This window comes from Amycolatopsis kentuckyensis, from assembly GCF_041679295.1.
GTDB classification, from domain to species: Bacteria; Actinomycetota; Actinomycetes; order Mycobacteriales; family Pseudonocardiaceae; genus Amycolatopsis; species Amycolatopsis kentuckyensis_A.
The window spans coordinates 802,693-820,421 of the sequence record NZ_JBGDMD010000002.1 but is presented as its reverse complement, the minus strand read 5'-3'; the positions used below and the strand labels follow the sequence as shown (position 1 = coordinate 820,421).

Annotated in this window: 20 protein-coding genes; 11 read left to right on the top strand and 9 right to left on the bottom strand. The window is 70.6% G+C overall.

The genetic code is table 11. The features are described 5' to 3' along the window. The first annotated feature begins 5 nt into the window (after positions 1-5). On the top strand, positions 6-824 hold the full coding sequence (locus tag ACERZO_RS10120; RefSeq protein ID WP_372664605.1) for a DUF72 domain-containing protein: 819 nt from the start codon (positions 6-8) through the stop codon (positions 822-824). 46 nt (positions 825-870) lie between these two features. Here the strand turns inward: ACERZO_RS10120 and ACERZO_RS10115 are convergent, their stop codons facing one another. Continuing rightward, positions 871-2,055: a CHAP domain-containing protein gene (locus ACERZO_RS10115; protein ID WP_372664270.1), complete on the bottom strand. Its 1,185-nt coding sequence runs from the start codon at positions 2,053-2,055 to the stop codon at positions 871-873. A gap of 318 nt (positions 2,056-2,373) precedes the next feature. Here ACERZO_RS10115 and ACERZO_RS10110 point away from each other — a divergent pair, with 318 nt between their 5' ends. Then, positions 2,374-3,120, top strand: a complete 747-nt coding sequence (locus tag ACERZO_RS10110; protein WP_372664269.1) for an SAM-dependent methyltransferase — start codon at positions 2,374-2,376, stop codon at positions 3,118-3,120. A 180-nt stretch (positions 3,121-3,300) separates the two neighbouring features. Here ACERZO_RS10110 and ACERZO_RS10105 read toward each other — a convergent pair whose 3' ends face one another. From ACERZO_RS10105 to ACERZO_RS10095, 3 genes are read right to left on the bottom strand one after another with little or no spacing between them, the layout of a single operon-like run. Beyond that, the gene (locus ACERZO_RS10105; RefSeq protein ID WP_372664268.1) at positions 3,301-3,654 is read right to left on the bottom strand and encodes a hypothetical protein; all 354 of its coding nucleotides are present in this window, start codon (positions 3,652-3,654) and stop codon (positions 3,301-3,303) included. Between the two features lie 59 nt (positions 3,655-3,713). Further along, entirely contained in the window at positions 3,714-5,003 is a 1,290-nt protein-coding gene (locus tag ACERZO_RS10100) for a hypothetical protein (protein WP_372664267.1), read from the bottom strand. Positions 5,004-5,026: 23 nt separating this feature from the next. Beyond that, positions 5,027-6,271, bottom strand: coding sequence for an MFS transporter (locus ACERZO_RS10095; RefSeq protein WP_372664266.1), 1,245 nt, complete (start codon positions 6,269-6,271; stop codon positions 5,027-5,029). Positions 6,272-6,325: 54 nt separating this feature from the next. On the opposite strand from ACERZO_RS10095, the gene ACERZO_RS10090 reads away from it, so the two are divergent. After that, positions 6,326-7,045: an AraC family transcriptional regulator gene (locus ACERZO_RS10090; RefSeq protein WP_372664265.1), complete on the top strand. Its 720-nt coding sequence runs from the start codon at positions 6,326-6,328 to the stop codon at positions 7,043-7,045. On the opposite strand, the gene ACERZO_RS10085 is transcribed toward ACERZO_RS10090, so the two are convergent. Further along, complete coding sequence (locus ACERZO_RS10085; protein WP_372664264.1) at positions 7,024-8,184, bottom strand: epoxide hydrolase family protein; 1,161 nt, start codon at positions 8,182-8,184, stop codon at positions 7,024-7,026. The genes ACERZO_RS10090 and ACERZO_RS10085 overlap by 22 nt on opposite strands. Positions 8,185-8,266: 82 nt before the next feature. On the opposite strand from ACERZO_RS10085, the gene ACERZO_RS10080 reads away from it, so the two are divergent. Beyond that, positions 8,267-8,839: a CGNR zinc finger domain-containing protein gene (locus ACERZO_RS10080; protein ID WP_372664263.1), complete on the top strand. Its 573-nt coding sequence runs from the start codon at positions 8,267-8,269 to the stop codon at positions 8,837-8,839. On the opposite strand, the gene ACERZO_RS10075 is transcribed toward ACERZO_RS10080, so the two are convergent. Next, complete coding sequence (locus ACERZO_RS10075; RefSeq protein WP_372664604.1) at positions 8,823-9,698, bottom strand: aminoglycoside phosphotransferase family protein; 876 nt, start codon at positions 9,696-9,698, stop codon at positions 8,823-8,825. The two genes, ACERZO_RS10080 and ACERZO_RS10075, sit on opposite strands and share 17 nt — an antisense overlap. 127 nt (positions 9,699-9,825) lie before the next feature. Here ACERZO_RS10075 and ACERZO_RS10070 point away from each other — a divergent pair, with 127 nt between their 5' ends. Genes ACERZO_RS10070 through ACERZO_RS10060 form a run of 3 tightly spaced genes read left to right on the top strand, consistent with a single transcriptional unit; the run spans position 9,826 to position 11,995 of the window. Further along, the gene (locus tag ACERZO_RS10070) at positions 9,826-10,425 is read left to right on the top strand and encodes a dihydrofolate reductase family protein (protein ID WP_372664262.1); all 600 of its coding nucleotides are present in this window, start codon (positions 9,826-9,828) and stop codon (positions 10,423-10,425) included. Between the two features lie 14 nt (positions 10,426-10,439). Continuing rightward, positions 10,440-10,763, top strand: a complete 324-nt coding sequence (locus tag ACERZO_RS10065) for a YciI family protein (protein WP_372664261.1) — start codon at positions 10,440-10,442, stop codon at positions 10,761-10,763. After that, positions 10,760-11,995, top strand: coding sequence for an RNA polymerase sigma factor (locus tag ACERZO_RS10060; protein ID WP_372664260.1), 1,236 nt, complete (start codon positions 10,760-10,762; stop codon positions 11,993-11,995). Before ACERZO_RS10065 ends, ACERZO_RS10060 begins: the two co-directional genes overlap by 4 nt. On the opposite strand, the gene ACERZO_RS10055 is transcribed toward ACERZO_RS10060, so the two are convergent. From ACERZO_RS10055 to ACERZO_RS10045, 3 genes are all read right to left on the bottom strand, one after another. Beyond that, the gene (locus ACERZO_RS10055; protein WP_372664603.1) at positions 11,982-12,719 is read right to left on the bottom strand and encodes a dihydrofolate reductase family protein; all 738 of its coding nucleotides are present in this window, start codon (positions 12,717-12,719) and stop codon (positions 11,982-11,984) included. The genes ACERZO_RS10060 and ACERZO_RS10055 overlap by 14 nt on opposite strands. Further along, on the bottom strand, positions 12,716-13,309 hold the full coding sequence (locus ACERZO_RS10050) for a dihydropteroate synthase (RefSeq protein ID WP_372664259.1): 594 nt from the start codon (positions 13,307-13,309) through the stop codon (positions 12,716-12,718). Before ACERZO_RS10050 ends, ACERZO_RS10055 begins: the two co-directional genes overlap by 4 nt. A 118-nt stretch (positions 13,310-13,427) precedes the next feature. After that, on the bottom strand, positions 13,428-13,727 hold the full coding sequence (locus ACERZO_RS10045; protein ID WP_372664258.1) for a YciI family protein: 300 nt from the start codon (positions 13,725-13,727) through the stop codon (positions 13,428-13,430). 211 nt (positions 13,728-13,938) lie between these two features. Between ACERZO_RS10045 and ACERZO_RS10040 the strand changes: the two genes are divergently transcribed. From ACERZO_RS10040 to ACERZO_RS10025, 4 genes are read left to right on the top strand one after another with little or no spacing between them, the layout of a single operon-like run. Continuing rightward, on the top strand, positions 13,939-14,847 hold the full coding sequence (locus tag ACERZO_RS10040; protein ID WP_372664257.1) for a hypothetical protein: 909 nt from the start codon (positions 13,939-13,941) through the stop codon (positions 14,845-14,847). Positions 14,848-14,880: 33 nt separating this feature from the next. Next, positions 14,881-16,062 (top strand): pyridoxal phosphate-dependent aminotransferase, encoded by a 1,182-nt coding sequence (locus ACERZO_RS10035; RefSeq protein WP_372664256.1) that lies wholly within the window; start codon positions 14,881-14,883, stop codon positions 16,060-16,062. Positions 16,063-16,073: 11 nt separating this feature from the next. Next, a complete protein-coding gene (locus ACERZO_RS10030) occupies positions 16,074-17,003 on the top strand; it encodes a phosphotransferase enzyme family protein (protein ID WP_372664255.1) in 930 nt (309 codons plus the stop codon). Between the two features lie 28 nt (positions 17,004-17,031). Then, positions 17,032-17,721, top strand: a complete 690-nt coding sequence (locus tag ACERZO_RS10025) for a TetR/AcrR family transcriptional regulator (RefSeq protein WP_372664254.1) — start codon at positions 17,032-17,034, stop codon at positions 17,719-17,721. Positions 17,722-17,729 lie beyond the last annotated feature (8 nt).

The following is a 17,729-nucleotide window of genomic DNA, read 5'->3' as shown; positions in this document are numbered from 1 at the left end:
GCGCGATGTGGACCCACAAGGCGTGGCCGGGGCGGTTCCTGCCTCCGTCACTGCCCGCGAAGGAGCGCCTGCGGGCGTACGCGGGCTGGTGCAACGCGGTCGAGGGCAACACCACCTTCTACGCCACCCCGTCCCGCGCCACCGTCGAAACTTGGGCGGAACAGACCGGCCCCGATTTCCGGTTCGTGGTCAAGGTGCCCAAGCTCGTCACGCACGAGCGCCGGTTCGCCGGCGTCGAGACCGAGATGCGCGCGTTCCTCGACGCGATCGAGCCGTTGGGCGACCGGGCGGTCTTGTGGACTCAGTTGCCGGGCTCGTTCGGCCCGTCCGACGTCGACGCTCTGCGCCGGTTTCTGCGCCGCCTGCCGGCCGATCGCCGTCGTGCGGTGGAGGTGCGCCACCCGGACTTCTTCGCCGGCTCGGCGTCTCTGCTGGAGCGGTCGCTCGCGGACGCGGACGCCGAGTGGGTGCCGTTCGACACGACGGTCTTCTTCCAGAGCCCACCGACCAGCGAAGCCGAGCAGGACGCGTGGGCCAAGAAACCCCGGCTGCCGCGGCGGACCCGGGCCCTGACCGACCAGCCGATCGTCCGCTATCTGGGCCGGGACTCGGTCGAGGAGACGGTCAAGGGGTGGCGGCCGTGGGTCGAGGCGGTCGCCGATTGGCTGCGCGAGGGGCGGTCGCCGACGGTTTTCGTGCACACGCCGGACAACGTCGACGCACCGGCGTTGGCCCGCCGGTTCCACACCGAGGTGCGGGCGCTGGTGCCCGGCCTCGGTGCCTTGCCCGAGCCGGAGCCGGTCGAGCCCGCGACGCTGTTCTGAGCGAGATCACGCGGCTGATCTACACCGAATCGCCGGCGCAGCACAGTCAAATCTGGCCACCGGTTCCGCTTGACCACGTCGGAGCACCGGCGGGATTCCGGCCTACCAGATTCCCATCGTTCTGCAGCCAGAGGGTGATCGTGCTGTTCGTGCCGGTCCACCACAAGGGTGCACCGGCTGCCGAATACACCACGACATTGCCGTCCGCCTGCACCGCGATATAAGCCCCTCCGGGATGACCACCGGTCCCCGTTGACCACAGTACGTGGTATCCCGGGCTGTACAGCACGATGTTCCCGTCGGTTTGGGCTGTGAGAAAATACCTGCCATCAGCTGATCTGATGTACTGATCCGGATGAATCTGATCGCCTGCCGCCAGGTCGTCCGCATTCAGGTACGTCAGGGGCGCCTGACCGCCCGTGCCCGCTTGCCACTCCGCCGGACCGCCGGACGGGTAACCCGCCAAGTTGCCGTCGGTCTGCACGGTGAGCGCAGTGACACCGGTCGTTCCGGTCCACCACAGCGGCACGTTGCCCGCCGAGTAGACCACGACGTTGCCGTCGGTTTGCACGACGGCATAGGCACCGGGATGACCGCCGGTTCCGGTGTTCCAGAGCGCAGTGGCGGTGGCCCGGTAGAGAACCAGGTTTCCATCGGTCTGCATCACGAGGACAGTCTGCCCGTTCGCGGACATGAGATATTCGTTGGCGTGCAACTCCTGTCCCACCGAAAGAGTTGCCCCACCTTTGAAGGTGGCACTGCCCACACCCGGGTACGGGACCGCGCCAGGCGGTGGTGTGCTCGTCGCGATGTCACGGGCGTGGATGTAGTGGAACGTCGACGCCGCGACCCGGCGCTCGTTGTAAGTGCCGTTGTACTCTTCGATCGTGACCGTGCCGTCGCCGTTCACCGCCTCGACCCAGGCGACGTGCCCGGACGACTCGGCGATCGCCCCGACCCCGGGAGTGCCGTTCACCGCGTACCCGTGCGCGGAGAACCAGGAGCCCCAGCTGCCGGCATTGCCGATCGCCCTCGGCATCTCGAATCCGTTGCGCGCGTGCAGCCGCCACGCGACGAAGCTGGTGCACTCACGGTTGTAGTAACCCCACGAGTCGACCGCCGAGTCCTGGGCGGCGTTGCGCCACTGCGCCGGATAGTCGTCCGTCCCCGCTCTGGCCGTCGGCGCGAGAACCAGCCCCGCGAGCAAGGCGATGACCAGGGCGAGCAGCATCCGTCTTCGACTCACGACATCTCCAGTCCGCGGAAACCCGGCCAAGCAAGGTCGCTCGTCGGACATCGCGACGCACACTGCTCGCCTGAAACCAGCCGATCGGCGTAGTGGGTACCCGGACCAGCGGCAGGAGAGCGCGTTCGGGGTCGACGCGATAACCGGTGGACCGGCCCGTGCGGGCCCCCTAGTCTTCCGTCGAACCGCTCTACCTTCCGTCCGAAGAGGTGCATTCGATGTTTGTCCGGGTAGTCCGGCCGTCCACGGCCGACTCAGCGCTGACCACCGTGCACTACCCTTTGGACGTAAGGAATCACCGAAGTGGATCTACCCCGTAGCTTCACCATCCGCGAAAGTGGCCACCGCATCCACAACCCGCTCACCAGCAGGAAACTGGCCGTCCTGGGCGAGGCGCTGAACCCGGCGCCCGGCACCCGGATGCTCGACCTGGCCTGTGGTTCGGGCGAGCTGCTGTGCACCTGGGCCCGCGATCACCGCATCACCGGAACCGGCGTCGACATCAGCACCGCGTTCCTGGCCAAGGCCCGGGCCCGGGCGACCGAACTGGACGTCGCCGGGCAGGTCGCCTTCATCCATGGTGACGCGTCGAACCACGTTGCCGGCGACCCGGTCGACATCGGTGCGTGTGTCGGCGCGAGCTGGATCGGCGGTGGCGTCGCCGGCACCGTGGACCTGCTCCGACGCAGCCTGCGCCCCGGCGGCACGATGCTGATCGGCGAACCGTTCTGGCGCCGGGAACCCCTGGACCAGGCCACCGTCGAAGGCTGTCACGCCACCAGCGCGGACGACTTCCGCCTCCTCCCGGAACTGCTGGAACAGTTCGGGGAGCTGGGTTGTGACGTCGTGGAGATGGTCCTGGCCGACCAGGACAGCTGGGACCGCTACGTCGCGGCCCAGTGGCTCAACACCCGCCGCTGGCTGGACGCGAATCCCGGCGACGAGCTGGCCGAGCAGATGCGCTCGGAACTCACGTCCGCTCCGGTACTCCATGCGCGATACCAGCGCGAGTACCTCGGCTGGGGTGTTTTCGCTCTGATGGACCGCTGACACCAGTGAGGTGAGTGAGTCCCGGTGACCCGACACCGGGACTCACTCACATCGGCATGAACGAGCGGGCGAGCGAACAGGCGCCTTGCGGCATGTGCGTGCGATCGCGGCGGCGCGTTCAGCGGCAAACGGGCGTGTTCGCCGATGGTTCCGGATCGTGAACGCGCGAGGAAGCGACAGTCACGTTCGTAAGAATGTGTCCTGCAGGGTGAAGATCGGTTGGGCCTGCACGCGTGTTCGGCCGTGGCAACCTTCTGCCTGATATTCCAAAGCGACGACGGGGCCAGCCTCGTGGTCTTCGATAGTAAGGAGGGTCGCCTGTTCACGGAAGACATCCACGATGACGTCGGATGCCCGCTTGTATCGAACGCGTACGCTCCGGTCGGTCGTGTCCCAGGTGATGTGGAGTTCCTCGGTCGCGGAGACTGGGAGTCGCACTTCCCTCACTTCGTCGTCGCCCGTCGCCTCCTCGACCTGCGGGAGAACCCCGAACGCGGACAGCCACACCTCGTCCTCAGTAACCACGAACTCCACACGACCACTCTATCCGCTCACCCGGCAACCACCCTGATCTCGGCACGAGCGGGCGGAATTCAGTCGAGGTGCGGCCGTCCTGGTCCGTCGGTGGTCTGATCCTCGGTTCCGACGCGGTGGAGGACCGTTCCGGTCGCGATGTCCAGGACCTCGATCAAGCGTGCCGAGCGCTGCACCGCTATCCAGGGCAGCTCGTGGTGACGCACGACCGGTCCGGCGAATTCGACGACCGTGCGCACCTCCTCCGGTGCCCGCGCTCGGACGGCGGCACCTTTGCGGGTCAACAGCGCCGGCTGGTCGCCGATCTTCGTCAAGCCCAGCACCTCCTCGTCCGGCGGGACGGCGATGAACGCGTCCTGCCGGTCGTGCCGCCACGCTCTCCGGGTGGGTCCCTGGGCGGTGGCGAACCACCAGTCCGGCCCGAACAGCACCTCGCCCGCACCGTCGCGTCTCGTGTGAGAGGGCGATGAGCCGGGCTGGTGAACGACCGCGTTCGACCGGTGGAGGCAGGTTCGCCCGCTTTCCCAGTGCAGGTTCCACCACGCGCCCGCGCGGCGGAAGTAGACGCCGAACCTCCACGGCTCGTCCAGGTCGAGGTAAAGCGGCGACAGGTCGTGTGCGGCCTCGTCGGCGACGCTGAATTCGATCGGCGTACGGAGCTTGCTCAAGTCGGATTTCCGGTCGCCTTCGATGTGCACGACCAGTTCCTGTTCGACCTCGATCAAGGTGATCAGCTGTTCGGTGGCCGAGGCGGACACGTGGATCGCGGCGAGCACCGGGCCCGGCAGCCGGAACTTGGCCGCCGGTATGCCGCACCGCCACAGCACCAGTTCGCGCGGTCCGTCGCCGCGCGCGAGCATCGAGGGGCCCGAACTGGGGAAGATCGGGAACCGCAGCGTGGTGCCCCGCACCTCGGATTCCAGCAGCCGACGGCACTCCTCCTCGGACGGCGGAAAAACCTCGATCCGCACGCCGTTCACCGCTACGCGCACGAACCCGTCGTCGCCGTCGGCCACGGTCACCGTGCGTTCCGGCGGCTGCTCCTCGCCGTTGTAGAAAACGAACCCGCGCGCCGGCTCGGACCGCGAGATCAGCCACTCCGTGCCGATCCGGTTCCAATAGCACGCAGTGACCGGGAGTATTCCGACGCTCTCGGCGTTCCGCTCCAACGCCACGATCACGGCCAACCGCACCAGGTCCAGGCGCGCGGAGGAGTCCGGCAGATCGTCGAGCAACACCCGGATCCGGCCGTTCGGCAGCGGCACCGCCACGGCGATCGCGTCGACCAGTGCGCGGAACTCCGTCCCCAGATCCGCGCCGGCGAGTACGGGCAAGGTCGTTCGCGTCATCGTCCCCCCAGACATAGTTGACACTACTTTCCCAGATCTTGCCGCCCAGGGGTGTAGCGCCAAAAGGACCGCACCGACACCGCCCCGCCCACCACGATCACCACGCACACCAGCGCGGTCCCCGACCAAGCCACCGCCAGCGGCAACGCCGAAGCCATGATCCCGGCGCGAAGGTCACCGAGCCGGGGGCCGCCGGTCACGACGACCGTGTACACCCCCTGCAGCCGCCCGCGCATCCGGTCGGGGACCGCCGTCTGCAGGATCGTCTGGCGGTACACCGCGCTGACCAAGTCGGCCGCGCCCGCGATGATCAGCAACGCCACCGCCACCCACAAACTCGGGGCGACGCCGGCCAACGCGACCGCTGACGCCCAGATCGCCACCGCCGAAGTGAGGGCGACGCCTTGGCGGCGCACCCGGCCGATCCAGCCGCTCGACACTCCCGCCAACACCGAGCCGATCGCGATCGACGCGTACAGCAGACCCACGCCGCCGTGCCACTTCGTCTCGGCCGCCTCGGGGAACAGCGCCGTCGGCATGGCCAGCACCATCGCGAAAACGTCGACCAGGAACGACATCAGCAGGACCCGGCGGCCGGCCAGGAAGCGCAACCCGTCGAGGACCGAACGCAGGCCGGGGCGGCCGAGGGGGTCCGCCGCGGGCAACGGCGGGAGCCGGAACGTGGCGTAGAGCGCCGCCGTGAACAACACCGCGTCGGCGCCGTAGGCGTAGCAAAACCCGTTGGGGAGAACGAGGAGTACGCCCGCGACGAGGGGACCCAGCACCTGCCCGACCGTCGACGCGGTGTAGGTGAGCGAGTTGGCCGCGGGCACCAGGCCGGGCGGGACGAGCGCCGGGACGATCGCGCCGCGGACGGCGGACGACACCGCGAAGCCGCCCGACTGCACCGCGACGAGCGCCAGGATCAGCGGCACCGACCCGAGCCCGGCCACCGCCTGGGCGAGCAACGCCAGCGTGACCGCCCACGTGAGCGCCGACGAGGCCAGGTACAGGCGGCGCCGGTCCACGGCGTCGGCGACCGCGCCGCCGTAGAGCCCGAACACCAGGATCGGGACGAGCCCGGCCAATCCCGCCAGACCGACGTCGAACGACGAGTGCGAAAGGTCGTAGATCTGCACCGGCACGGCGACTTCGGTCACCACCGTCCCGACCACCGCGGCGCCTTGGCCGGCGAACGTCCGGCGGAACACGGGGTCCGCCAGCGGTCGCGTGTCCATCGCGACGCGGCGGAGGCGGCTGGTCGTCATGCGCTCACGTTCGCAGCAGCCACCGGGGCGGCACTTCCGATAATCTGTCGACTTGTGTCAGAAAACCGCCACCGGCACGCGGCCGGGCACGTCATCGAGCGGCACCGCCACGACGAACACCAGCTCGTGTCCGTCATCCGGGGCGTGCTCGCGGTCCGGACCGGCCGCGGCGCGTGGGTGGCCTGCGCCGATCGCGCCGTCTGGATCCCCGCCGGCACCTGGCACGAGCACCGCGTCTACGGCGCCTCCGAGGTCCTCACCCTCATGTTCCCCGTCGACGACACGCCGTTGGACGGCAGTGCCCCGGCCGTTGTCGCGGTCAGCGCGCTGCTGCGCGAACTGCTGCTCGCGAGCACCGATCCCGGCCTGGAGGCAGCCGAGGCTTCCCGGCTCCACGCCGTCCTCCGCGATCGGCTGCGCCGCGCCCACGACCAGCCGCTGACGCTGCCCGAGGCCCGCGACCCCCGGCTGGCCCACGCGTGCCGGCTCGTCACCGACGACCTCAGCCGGCCCCGCACGACGGCGTGGCTGGCCCGGCACACCGGCACCAGCGAGCGCACGCTGGCCCGGCTGTTCCGCCTCGAGTTCGGGACCACCTACCCGCAGTGGCGCACCACGACCCGCGTGTTCCACGCGATGATCCAGCTGGCCGAAGGCGCCGGCGTCACCCAGACCGCGCACCGCTGCGGCTGGGCCACGCCGAGCGCGTTCGTCGAAACGTTCACCCGCACCATGGGCCGCACACCCGGCAGCTACCGGGCCATGGTGGGGTGACGGGCCTCGGCCAGCACGGCCGAGAGGCCTTCTCGCAGATCCTTGACGAAATACGCCGGAACCTCCAGCGACGGGAAGTGTCCCCCGGTTTCCGGCTCCGTCCAGTGGACGATCCGCCGGAACCGCTCCTGCGCCCAGGGACGCGGGCACTTCTCGATGTCCTGCGGATAAACACTGATCGCCGACGGGACGTCGACCTTGAGCTCGGGGTCGAGCGAGTTGTGGCTCTCGTAGTAGATGCGGGCCGCCGACGCGCCGGTGCGCGTCAGCCAGTACAGCGTGACGTCGTCGAGGATGCGGTCCCGGGAGATCGTCTCGAAAGGACTGTCCGAAGTGTCCGTCCACTCGGCGAACTTGTCGAGGATCCAGGCGAGCAGCCCGACCGGTGAGTCGACGAGCGAGTAGCCGATTGTCTGCGGCCGGGTGGCCTGCTGCTTCGCGTATGCCGCGCGGTGGAGCCAGAACTCGCGGGTTTCCTCCGTCCACTTGCGCTCGGACGCGGTCAGGCCGTCCGTGGACAGCCCGGGTGGCGCTTGCGCGGTCGTGGTGTGGATCCCGAGGACGTGCTCCGGGAAGCGGCCGCCGAGGATCGTGGTGATCACGCCTCCCCAGTCGCCGCCGTGGGCCACGAACTCGGGGTAGCCGAGCCGGTCCATCAGTTCGACCCACGCGGCCGCGATCTTTTCGGTGCCCCACCCGGTGGTGGCCGGCTTGTCGCTGTAGCCGAAACCCGGCAACGACGGCGCCACGACGTGGAACGCCGGCGCGTCCGCGTCTTCCGGATTCGCCAGCTCGTCCAGCACGTCGACGAACTCGGCGACGCTGCCCGGCCAACCGTGCGTCAGGAGCAGCGGCGTGGCGTCCGCGCGCGCGGATCGGCGGTGCAGGAAGTGGATTCCCAGGCCGTCGATGGTCGTGCGGTACTGCCCGATCCGGTCGAGGCGCGCTTCGAACGACCGCCAGTCGTACCCGGTGCGCCAGTAGTCCACGAGCTCGACGAGGTCGGCGAGGGGAACGCCCTGTTCCCATCGACGCCGCACCGTCTCGGCTTCCGGCAGCCGCGCCGCGGCCAGCCGCGCGCGCAGGTCGTCGAGGTCGGCGTCGGTCGCGTGGGCTTCGAACGCGTGCACGTCGGGCATGAGACCTCCTGGCCATCTCGGAACCGGCTAAGACGGTTCTAACACGCCTCGCCGCCCGAGAGCAACCTGCTAAGCTGGTTCCATGCGCGCCGAGGTCCCTGGTTTCCGTCTCGGCACCGTGCTGGCAACCAGCTTCACGGGGACTCTGTCGGAGCGTCGCGGCGACTCCGTGGAGCGCATTCCGACGCCGGACCGGCTCGTCGACTGGCTGGCGGTGAGCGGTCTCGCCGTGGCGTCCTGCACCACCGCCCAGCTCGAACTCGCTTGGGAGCTGAGGGAAGCTGTGCACGCCGCCGCGACCGCGGCCGCGACCCAAGACGCTCTCCCCGCGGCCGCGGTCCAGGTCATCAACGACCGCAGCAAGGAAGGCCGGGCCGCGGCTGTCCTGACGCCCGAGGGCGAACGGCGCTGGCAGCTCAGTTCGCCGTCCGCCGTGGAAGACGCCCTCGGCGTGATCGCCGCCGACGCGATCAGCATCATCGCGGGCGAACGCGACGGAAAACTGGCTCTGTGCGCCTCGCCGACCTGTCAGGCCGCTTTCTTCGACACCAGCCAAAGCCGCACCCGGCGGTGGTGTGACATGAACACGTGCGGGAACCGGCAGAAGAAAGCGCGTTTCACCGCCAAGAAGCGCGGGATCAGCGAGGCAGGGTGAGCAGTTCGTCGATCGCCTGCTCGGAACCGCCGTAGGTGAGGTAGGCGATGGCGAACATCGGGGCGATCACCTGGCTCCACGTGTAGAGCCGGTCCCCGTCGAGCCCGCACGCGGTTGCGACCGTTTGACAACGAGTCTCGACGCCCTCGTGCCCGGCGCCGGCCACCACGTAGTCGACGGCGTCGAAGCACGGATCGCCGAGGCACGCCTTCGGGTCGATCGCGACCAGGCCCCGCGCCGGGCCGCCGTCGAGGACGTTGCCGAGGTGCAGATCGCCGTGCACCAGCACGACCCTGGACTGGGTGTCCAGCAAGTCGTCGCAGCGCCGCCGCGCCCGCTGCCACGTGCCTTGGCCGATCCGGGCGCCGATGGCCGGTTCGGACAGCCGCCGGCCGATGCGGGCGAAGGCTTCGTCACATCGACCGCGGAGGTGCCACGGCCAGCCCGCGGGCGGGGCCACGGCGTGCAACGCGGCGAGCAGCTCACCCCACTGCCGCGGCAACGACGTGCGGGGGAGGTCTCCGGCCTCGGTGCCGGGCCGGACCTCTTCCAGCACCATGGCGCCGGCCTCGGCGTCCGCGGCCAACACGGCCGGCACCCGGCCCGACGACGCGAACACGCGCAGCATTTCACCCTCCTTGGTCACCAGCGCGCGATCTGGGCTGAGCTTGAGCACCGCCGGCGTTCCGTCCGGCCACCGGCACCGCATGACGATGGAGGACGCGCCGCTCTCGAACGGTTCGCCGAGCACGAGACCCCATCGTGAGGCCAGCCGCGCGGCGAGGGCGGGGACCTCCGCGAGCCACCCCTCGGCCGCGGGACCGAATCGGCTGACCAGCCGTGCGCCGGCTTCTCCCATGTCCACTCCGGCAGTCTGCACCGGCCGGAGAAATTTCTTCGAAGAGCCTGTCGGATCCGGGCCGGGGCGTTCGTAGCAGGGGTGAGGCCGCCCCGAACGGAGGCGGCGCCGAAGACAAGGAGCCCCGATGAAGCTGACCACCATGACCCAGCTGACCCTCGACGGAGTCGTGCAGGGCAACGGCGGTGCCTCGGACGAGGACCGCCGGAACGGGTTCGAACGCGGCGGCTGGGCCCTGGGGAAGGGCGACGACGAGACCCGCGCCTTCATCACCCGGACCTACCAGGACGCCGACGCGTTCCTGTTCGGCCGACGCACCTACGAGCTGTTCGCCGCCGCCTGGGGACCGCAGAAGGCCCACCCCATCGGCGCGGCCCTGAACGCCGCCCCCAAGTACGTCGCCTCGACCACGCTCAGCGCACCCAGCTGGGAGAACTCCACCGTGCTCGGAGCGGACCTCGCGGCGGCCGTCCGGGAGCTGAAGGCCGCGCCCGGCGGCGAACTGCAGGTGCACGGGAGTGGCACCCTGGTCCGGTGGCTGCTGGCGAACGACCTGGTCGACGAAATGACCCTGATCGTGATCCCGGTGGTCGTCGGCCAGGGCACGCGGCTGTTCCCGGAAACCGGCCCGGACCTCGCGCTCGACCTGGTTGACTCGCGGGTCGACGCCAACGGCGTGACGATCCAGGTCCACCGGCCGGCCGGCCGCCCCCAGTACGCGGCCTGAACAGGAGAACGAACATGCGCTACCTGGTTTCCGTGATCGACGACAAGAGCAACCCCGGCAGCACGGACCGGCAGCCCCTGATCAGCGAGTTCAACGACCGGCTGATCGCCGACGGCTACTGGGTCTTCGCCGGCGGGCTCGCGGACACCGACGCGGCCACCGTCGTCGACAACCGCGGCGAGCAGACGGTGGTCACCGACGGGCCCTTCCTCGAGTCCAAGGAGTACCTCGCCGGCGTGTGGGTGTGGGAGGCCCCCGACCTGGACGTCGCGCTCGAGCTCGCCACCGAGGCGTCGAAGGTCTGCGACCGCAAGATCGAAGTGCGGCCCTTCCGGTGAGCGACGTCGAGCAGGCGATCACCCGGGCGCACCACGAGGAGTGGGCCCGGGTGGTCGCCGCCCTGACCAGGCGCTTCGGTGACCTCGACATCGCCGAGGAGGCGGCCGCCGAGGCGTTCGCGGTCGCCGTCGAGCGGTGGCCCGCCGACGGCGTGCCCCCGAACCCGGGCGCCTGGCTGACCACCACCGCCCAGCGCAAGGCCATCGACCGGATCCGGCGCGAGAGCAAGCGCGACGACAAGCAGAAGGAGGCGGGGCTGGTGTACGACGACGACCCGCCCGAACCCCTCGGCGCCATCGACGACGACCGGCTCCGGCTCGTCTTCACCTGCTGCCACCCGGCCCTGGCGGTGGAGGCCCGCGTGGCGTTGACGCTGCGCCTGGTCGGCGGCCTGACCGTGCCCGAGATCTCCCGCGCCTTCCTGGTCGCCGAGAGCACCATGGGGCAGCGGATCACCCGCGCGAAGGCCAAGATCAAGGCGGCCCGCATCCCCTACCGCGTGCCGTCCGCCGGGGATCTCCCGGCTCGCGTCTCCGGCGTCCTGACCGTCCTCTTCCTCGTGTTCAACGAGGGCTACCTGGCGACCGGCTCGGACACGGACCCGGTGCGCCACGACCTGACCGCCGAGGCGATCCGGCTCACCCGCCTGATCCACGCCCTGCTGCCGGACGACGGCGAGGTGACCGGGCTGCTCGCGCTGATGCTCCTCACCGAAGCCCGCCGCCCCGCCCGTGTCTCGGCCGGCGGCGAGCTGGTCGCGCTCGACGAGCAGGACCGCGGGTCCTGGGACAGGGAACTGATCGCGGAAGGCCACCGGCTGGTGCGCGAGCGCCTCGCCGCTCGGGTGGCGCCGGGCCGCTACCAGATCCTGGCCGCGATCAACGCCGTGCACACCTCGGCCCCCGACATGCGCGACACCGACTGGTCGCAGGTCCTCGCCCTGTACGACCAGCTCGTCCGCATCGACGCTTCACCGATCGTCGCGCTCAACCGGGCCATCGCGGTCGCCGAGCTCGACGGCCCGCAGGTGGCGCTGGCGGCGGTCGACCAGCTCGAGCCCCAGCTGGCCGGCTACCACCCGTTCCACGCCACCCGCGCCGACCTGCTGCGCCGGCTGGGCCGTGGTCCGGAGGCGCGCGCGGCCTACGACAAGGCCATCGAGCTGGCGGGCAACACGGCCGAGACCGCGTCCCTGACCCGCCGGCGCGACCAGCTGCCTACCGCGGGCTGAGGTACCTCAGCAGCACGCTGGCGCCGTCCGTCAGCACCGAAGCCAGCTCGAGCGACGCCGGGTCGATCGCCGCGCCGACCGCCGCCCGGCTCGACGTGCCCGCGACCAGAAACGGGGCCACGGTCAGGCGGAACTCGTCGACGACACCGGCTTCGATCAGCGAACCGAACAGCCGGGGTCCGCCCTCGCAGTCGATGCGGCCCAGTCCCTCGGCCACCAACGTCTCGACGACCCGCGCGGCCGAAACGCCCGTCGAGCCCGCGACGAACACCCGGGCGCCGTTCGCGGTCCACGCGTCACGCAGCGACGCCGGCGCTGCCTCGGACGTGAACACCAGTGTCGGGACCGCCGCCTTGGTGATCACCGGGGCGTCCGCGGGCAGCGACCGCCCGGTCGTCACCACCGCGACCGGGGCGATCGGCGCCAGGCCGAACCGGCGGCGGCGGTCGGCCGTCCGCTCGTCGGGGCGCAGGCCCTCGAAGCCTTCCGCCATCGCCGTGCCCGCGCCCACCAGCACGACGTCGGCGAGGTCGTTGCCGAGCCGGTAGACGATCCGGTCGGCCGGGGTCGACAGGCTCGCCGACTTGCCCTCGACCGTGATCGCGCCGTCCGCGCTGGACACGAAGTTGACCGCGACCCAGCGCGGGTCGGCCGGGTACCGGTACAGCTGCTCCAGGTCGTGGTCGTCGAGGCCGCGCTCGACCGGCCAGATCTGCCGGATCACTCCCATCGGACCGCCTTCGCCGGCGGGCGGGTGCCCGCGATGCTCGCCGCCATCTCGGCGACGTGCCGGGTCGCGCGCACGTGCCGGGTCCGGATGATCGCCGCGCCCGCCGACGCCGCGAGCGCCGCCAGCGCCAGGCCGGCCGGGGTCCCGTCGCCGGCCACTTCCACCAGCACCGGGACGTCCGCCGGCAGCGACGGCGCCGACCGCAGCACGCCGACGTCCAGGACGAACCCGGGCAGCTCGGCCGGCGAAGAGCCGGCGTAACCGGCGCCGAACCGCGCCGCGACGTCGGTGAGGTCGGTCCGCGCGAGGATGAGATCCGCGCCGGCCGCGCAGGCATCCGCGGCCACCGACGCGTCCGCGGTGTCGACCGCCAGGAACAGGCCGGGGAACTTGTCCCGTGCCCACGAGATCAGGGGTTCGACGCCGGATCCGGCGAAACCCACGAGGTCGGCGCCCTCCTCGACGGCGCTCACGACCGCCTCCCGCGCCGCGTCGGGCTCCGGGAGCACCTGGATCGCGGCCAGCACCAGCGCGCGGTCCCTGCTCAACCGGCGGCCCCGGAAAACGAGGTCGGGGGTGTTCATCGCGCTCTCCCTGCTGGACGTCCGTGCCTCGCGATCATAAGCGAGCCAGCGGGAAAGCACTTTTCGCCGGCAGGTGGCGGGGCCTCGTCGCCGGGCCACCCGTCCGTGGCGGAACTCCTCAGGAGGCGATGGCCTCGTTGATCGCCAGCAGCTCCTGCGCGGTGCGCGTGGCGGTGAATTCGATGACTTCGTAGCGGGCCAGCCGCTGGACGACGAACGGGTCGCTGGCGAGCACCGCGTCGAGCTTGCCGCGCAGCACCGACCGCGTGAGGATCACCTGGTCGGCCGCGCCGTTCCCCTTTCCGGAAACGAGGAAGACCCCCTTCGTGAATTGTTTGCGCAACCATTCCGAATGGTCCGGCAGCGCGTAGTCGACTTCTGTCTCGGGTGCCGTGTAGGTCAGCAGGGCGATGTACATGATTCGATGGTAGAACTCTTCCGGCCGGGCCGCATCCGCCTGGCGAGTGTCGCACCGCACTTCTTTTCTCCCCATTCGGTCAAGAACACCGCAATTCCTTTACCGGCGCTTTTCGATATTCTTCACCATTGCCGTACGCCCGTCGTCGTACGCCGCGGTGCCGCCACCGGGCCGACGCGGTGACCCGCTCCCGGGAGCGACACTGCCCTTCATGAACGCACTGACCCGGATCCGGCACGACGGCAGGCGCGCCGAAAAGATCGCCTACGCCGTCGGCGCGGCGCTGTTCGTGAGCGGCTTCGTCCACGCGATCGTGCTCATCGCCTCCGGCGGCTCGTGGCTGGGCCCGCTGTCGATGCGCAAGGCCGTCACGTTCGGCCTCTCGTTCGGGCTGACGCTCGCGTCGGTCGCCTGGGCGACGTCCTTCCTCACCGTCCGGCCGCGGCTGCGGACGGTCCTGCTCGGCGCGTTCACCACCGCGAGCGTCGCCGAGGTCGTGCTGGTCAGCATGCAGGCCTGGCGCGGGGTGCCGTCGCACTTCAATTTCGAGACTTCGTTCGACACCGCCGTGTCGATGACGCTCGCCCTGGGCGGCGGCGTGCTCGTCCTGACCGTCATCGGGTTCACCGCCGCGGCCCTGGTCGAGCCCGGCCCGGACGCGGCGAGCCTGCGCCTGGCCGTCCGCGCCGGCCTGGTCGTGCTGCTGGTCGCGCTGGCCACCGGCGCCGTGATGATCGGCCGCGGCGTCGTCGCGGCACGCGGCGGCGACCCGCAGGCCGCGTACACGACCGCCGGCTCGCTCAAGCCGCTGCACGCGGTCGCGATGCACGCGATCCTCGTCCTGCCCGCGCTGGCCTGGGTCCTGCGTTTCACGCGCTGGCCCGAGGCGCACCGGCTGCTGGTCGTGAAGATCGCGGTCGCCGCCGACGCCGTGCTCACGGCGGTCATCGGCGTCGAGTCCTTCACCGGCGTCTCACCGTTCGCCGCGCCGCTGCCGGTGCTCGCCCTGTCCGTGCTCGCCGCGGCCGCGCTGGCCGGTACCGGAATCTACGCGCTGTCCGGCATTGAACCGCCCGTCCGATTCACACGTATCCCCATCGGGAAGGCAAGGGGCCGGTAAAGCGGCGGACGGAGACCACGCGTGCGGCACGGCATGACCACCAGAGGCCTTTTCCAGCAGAGTGCGGCGCACAGCCCGTCATTCTTCTCCGTGGCGCGCGCGATGGGCCAGCACGCGGACGACCTCGCGGACTTCTGCATCCCCTGCAACCCTTACTTCCCGACCGACGAGATGTTCGGCGAGCTCGAGCGCAACCTCCGCACGATCCTCAAGTTCTACCCGAGCGACGCGGGCGCGATCACCGCGCAGCTGGCGCACGTGCTGCGGCTCAACCCGTCGACGATCTCACTCGCCAACGGCTCGACCGAGCTGATCACCTGGATCGACCGGCTGCTGGTCGACGCCAGCGTCGCGGTGCCGATCCCGACGTTCGGCCGCTGGACCGACCAGCCACTGGAGACCGGCAAGCGGGTCGACATGTTCCTGCTCAAGGAATCCGACAACTTCGAGCTCCGCGTCGACGAGTACGTCGACTTCATCAAGCGCCGCGGCTCCCGGGTCGCGGTGCTGTGCAACCCGAACAACCCCGACGGCGGTTACCTGCCGCGCCGCGAGGTCGTCCGGTTCATGGACGCCCTGGAAGACCTCGACCTCGTCGTGATCGACGAGTCGTTCATCGACTTCGTCGAAGCCGAGATGAGCCCGTCGGTGGCCGCCGAAGCCGTCGTGCGGCCGAACGTCATCGTGCTGAAGAGCCTCGGCAAGAACTTCGGGCTGCACGGGATCCGCTTCGGCTACCAGGTGTCGAACCCGGCGTTGACGCGCAAGCTGTCCGGCGCGCTGCCGAAGTGGAACCTGAACTCGCTCGCCGAGACCGTGATCTTCATGCTCGCCGAGCACCGCGCGGAGTACGAGGACAGCCTCAAGAAGCTCGCCCTGGACCGGTTCATGATGAACTCACAGCTGAACCAGTTCCAGGAATTGACGGTGTTCCCGTCGCAGGCGAACTTCCTGCTCGTCAAGCTGCCCGGCTCGGTCGACGGCGCCGAGCTGTGCGACTACCTGCTCGCCGAGCACCACCTGCTGGTGCGCCAGTGCGGCAACAAGATCGGCATGACCAGCCAGTTCATGCGCTTCGGGGTGCGGCCGGACACCGAGGTCGAGCGGCTGGTCGAGGGTCTGCGCGGGGTCGAGCGGCTGGGTGGCGGCGGGCGCCACACGCCGACGATCGAGCTCGTCGCGCACTCCCGCGAGCCGGAACGGTCGATCAGCTGAGCACCTGGGCCATGGCCGGCTCGACGGCGAACGACCGGCCGTTCGCCGAGCTGGACCGCTCGGGCCGCACCCGGCGCCTGCGCCGGCTCGCCGAAGCCGCGTTGACCGACTACGACGTGCCGGTCGCCCGGCTGACGCCGCTGGGCCGCGGGCTCAACACGACGTTCCGCGTCGACGGTGCCGACGGCCACCGGTACGTGCTGCGGGTGCAGCGCGCGGACGGCCCGGGCGCCGCGCAGGTGCGGGCCGAGATGGCGTGGCTTTCCATGCTGCGCAGGGAAACCGACCTCGTCGTGCCGCGGCCCGTGCCGACGCGGGCGCGGGACCTGGTCACCGTGGTCGCCGACCCGGCCGTGCCGGAGCCGCGGACCTGCGTGCTCTGCCACTGGGTCGACGGCCGGTTCGTCGACGAGCGGCTCAGCGCGCCGCAGCTGTACGCGGTGGGCGAGTTCACCGCGCGGCTGCACCTGCACGGCGCCCGGATGAACGGCCTCGACCGCGGGCGCGTCGACGACCTCACCGACTTCGGCCGGTCTCAGGTGGACGGTTTCTCCGACGCGGTGCTCGACCGGGCGGTGACGCTGGCCGGCGGCGACGAACGCGTCCGCGGCGCCGTCGAGCGGGTCCGTGCGGTGCGGGCCGCGCTGGGCTGCGGCGCCGACGTCTTCGGCCTGGTGCACGGCGACCTGCGCCAGGTGAACTACCTGTTCCACCGCGGGCGCGTCCGGGCCATCGACTTCGACGACTGCGGGTACGGGCACTACGCCTACGACCTCGCCGTCGCGCTCGACGAGCTCAAGCACCTGCCGCAGCGCGCCGAGCTGCGCGAGGCGCTGCTGGACGGCTACCGGTCGGTGCGCCCGGACGCGGCCACGACCGATCCGGCGGTGCTGAACGCCTTCGCCGGCCTGCGCCGGGTGCAGCTGCGGCTCCGGGCCTGACGCTACAGACCGGCGCTACAATTGCTACATGGCCGGACGATCGAGCAACGCCACCAGCACCCGCGACCGCCTGCTGCTGGCAGCCGGGCAGCTCCTGCACGAGGCGCACGGCGGCGCGGTGTCGACGCGGGCGATCTGCGACCGCGCCGGCGTCCAGGCCCCCACGCTGTACCACCACTTCGGCAGCAAGCAGGGCCTGCTCGACGCCGTCGTCAACTACGGGTTCACGCAGTACGTGCAGGCCCCGGCGCCGGGCGGCGATCCGGTCGACCGGATCCGCGCGGGCTGGGACCGGCACGTCGAATACGGTCTGGAGAACCCGCAGTTCTACGTGCTGCTCTACGGCCAGATCGAACCCGGCGTGCCGTGCAACCTCACCTCGAGCGCCGAAGCGATGCTGCTGGAGCTGTTCACGCCCTTGGCGCGCGACGGCCGGCTGCGCGTCGAGGCCACGGAGGCCGCGCGGCAGTTCGCGGCGGCCAACAGCGGGGTCACGCTCAGCCTGATCGCGCAGCCCGAAGAGACCCGTGACCTGGCGATGTCCGCGCACGTCCGGGAGTCGGTGCTGGCCGGGCTGCTCGCCGAACGACCGGCCGAGGGCTCGTCCGTCGGCGCGCTCGCGGTCGCTTTGTCGACCCGGCTCGCGGACGACGTCGACGCCTTGACCCCGACCGAGCGGCAGATGCTGCGGGAGTGGCTGCACCGCCTCTCGAACTGACCGCGCTA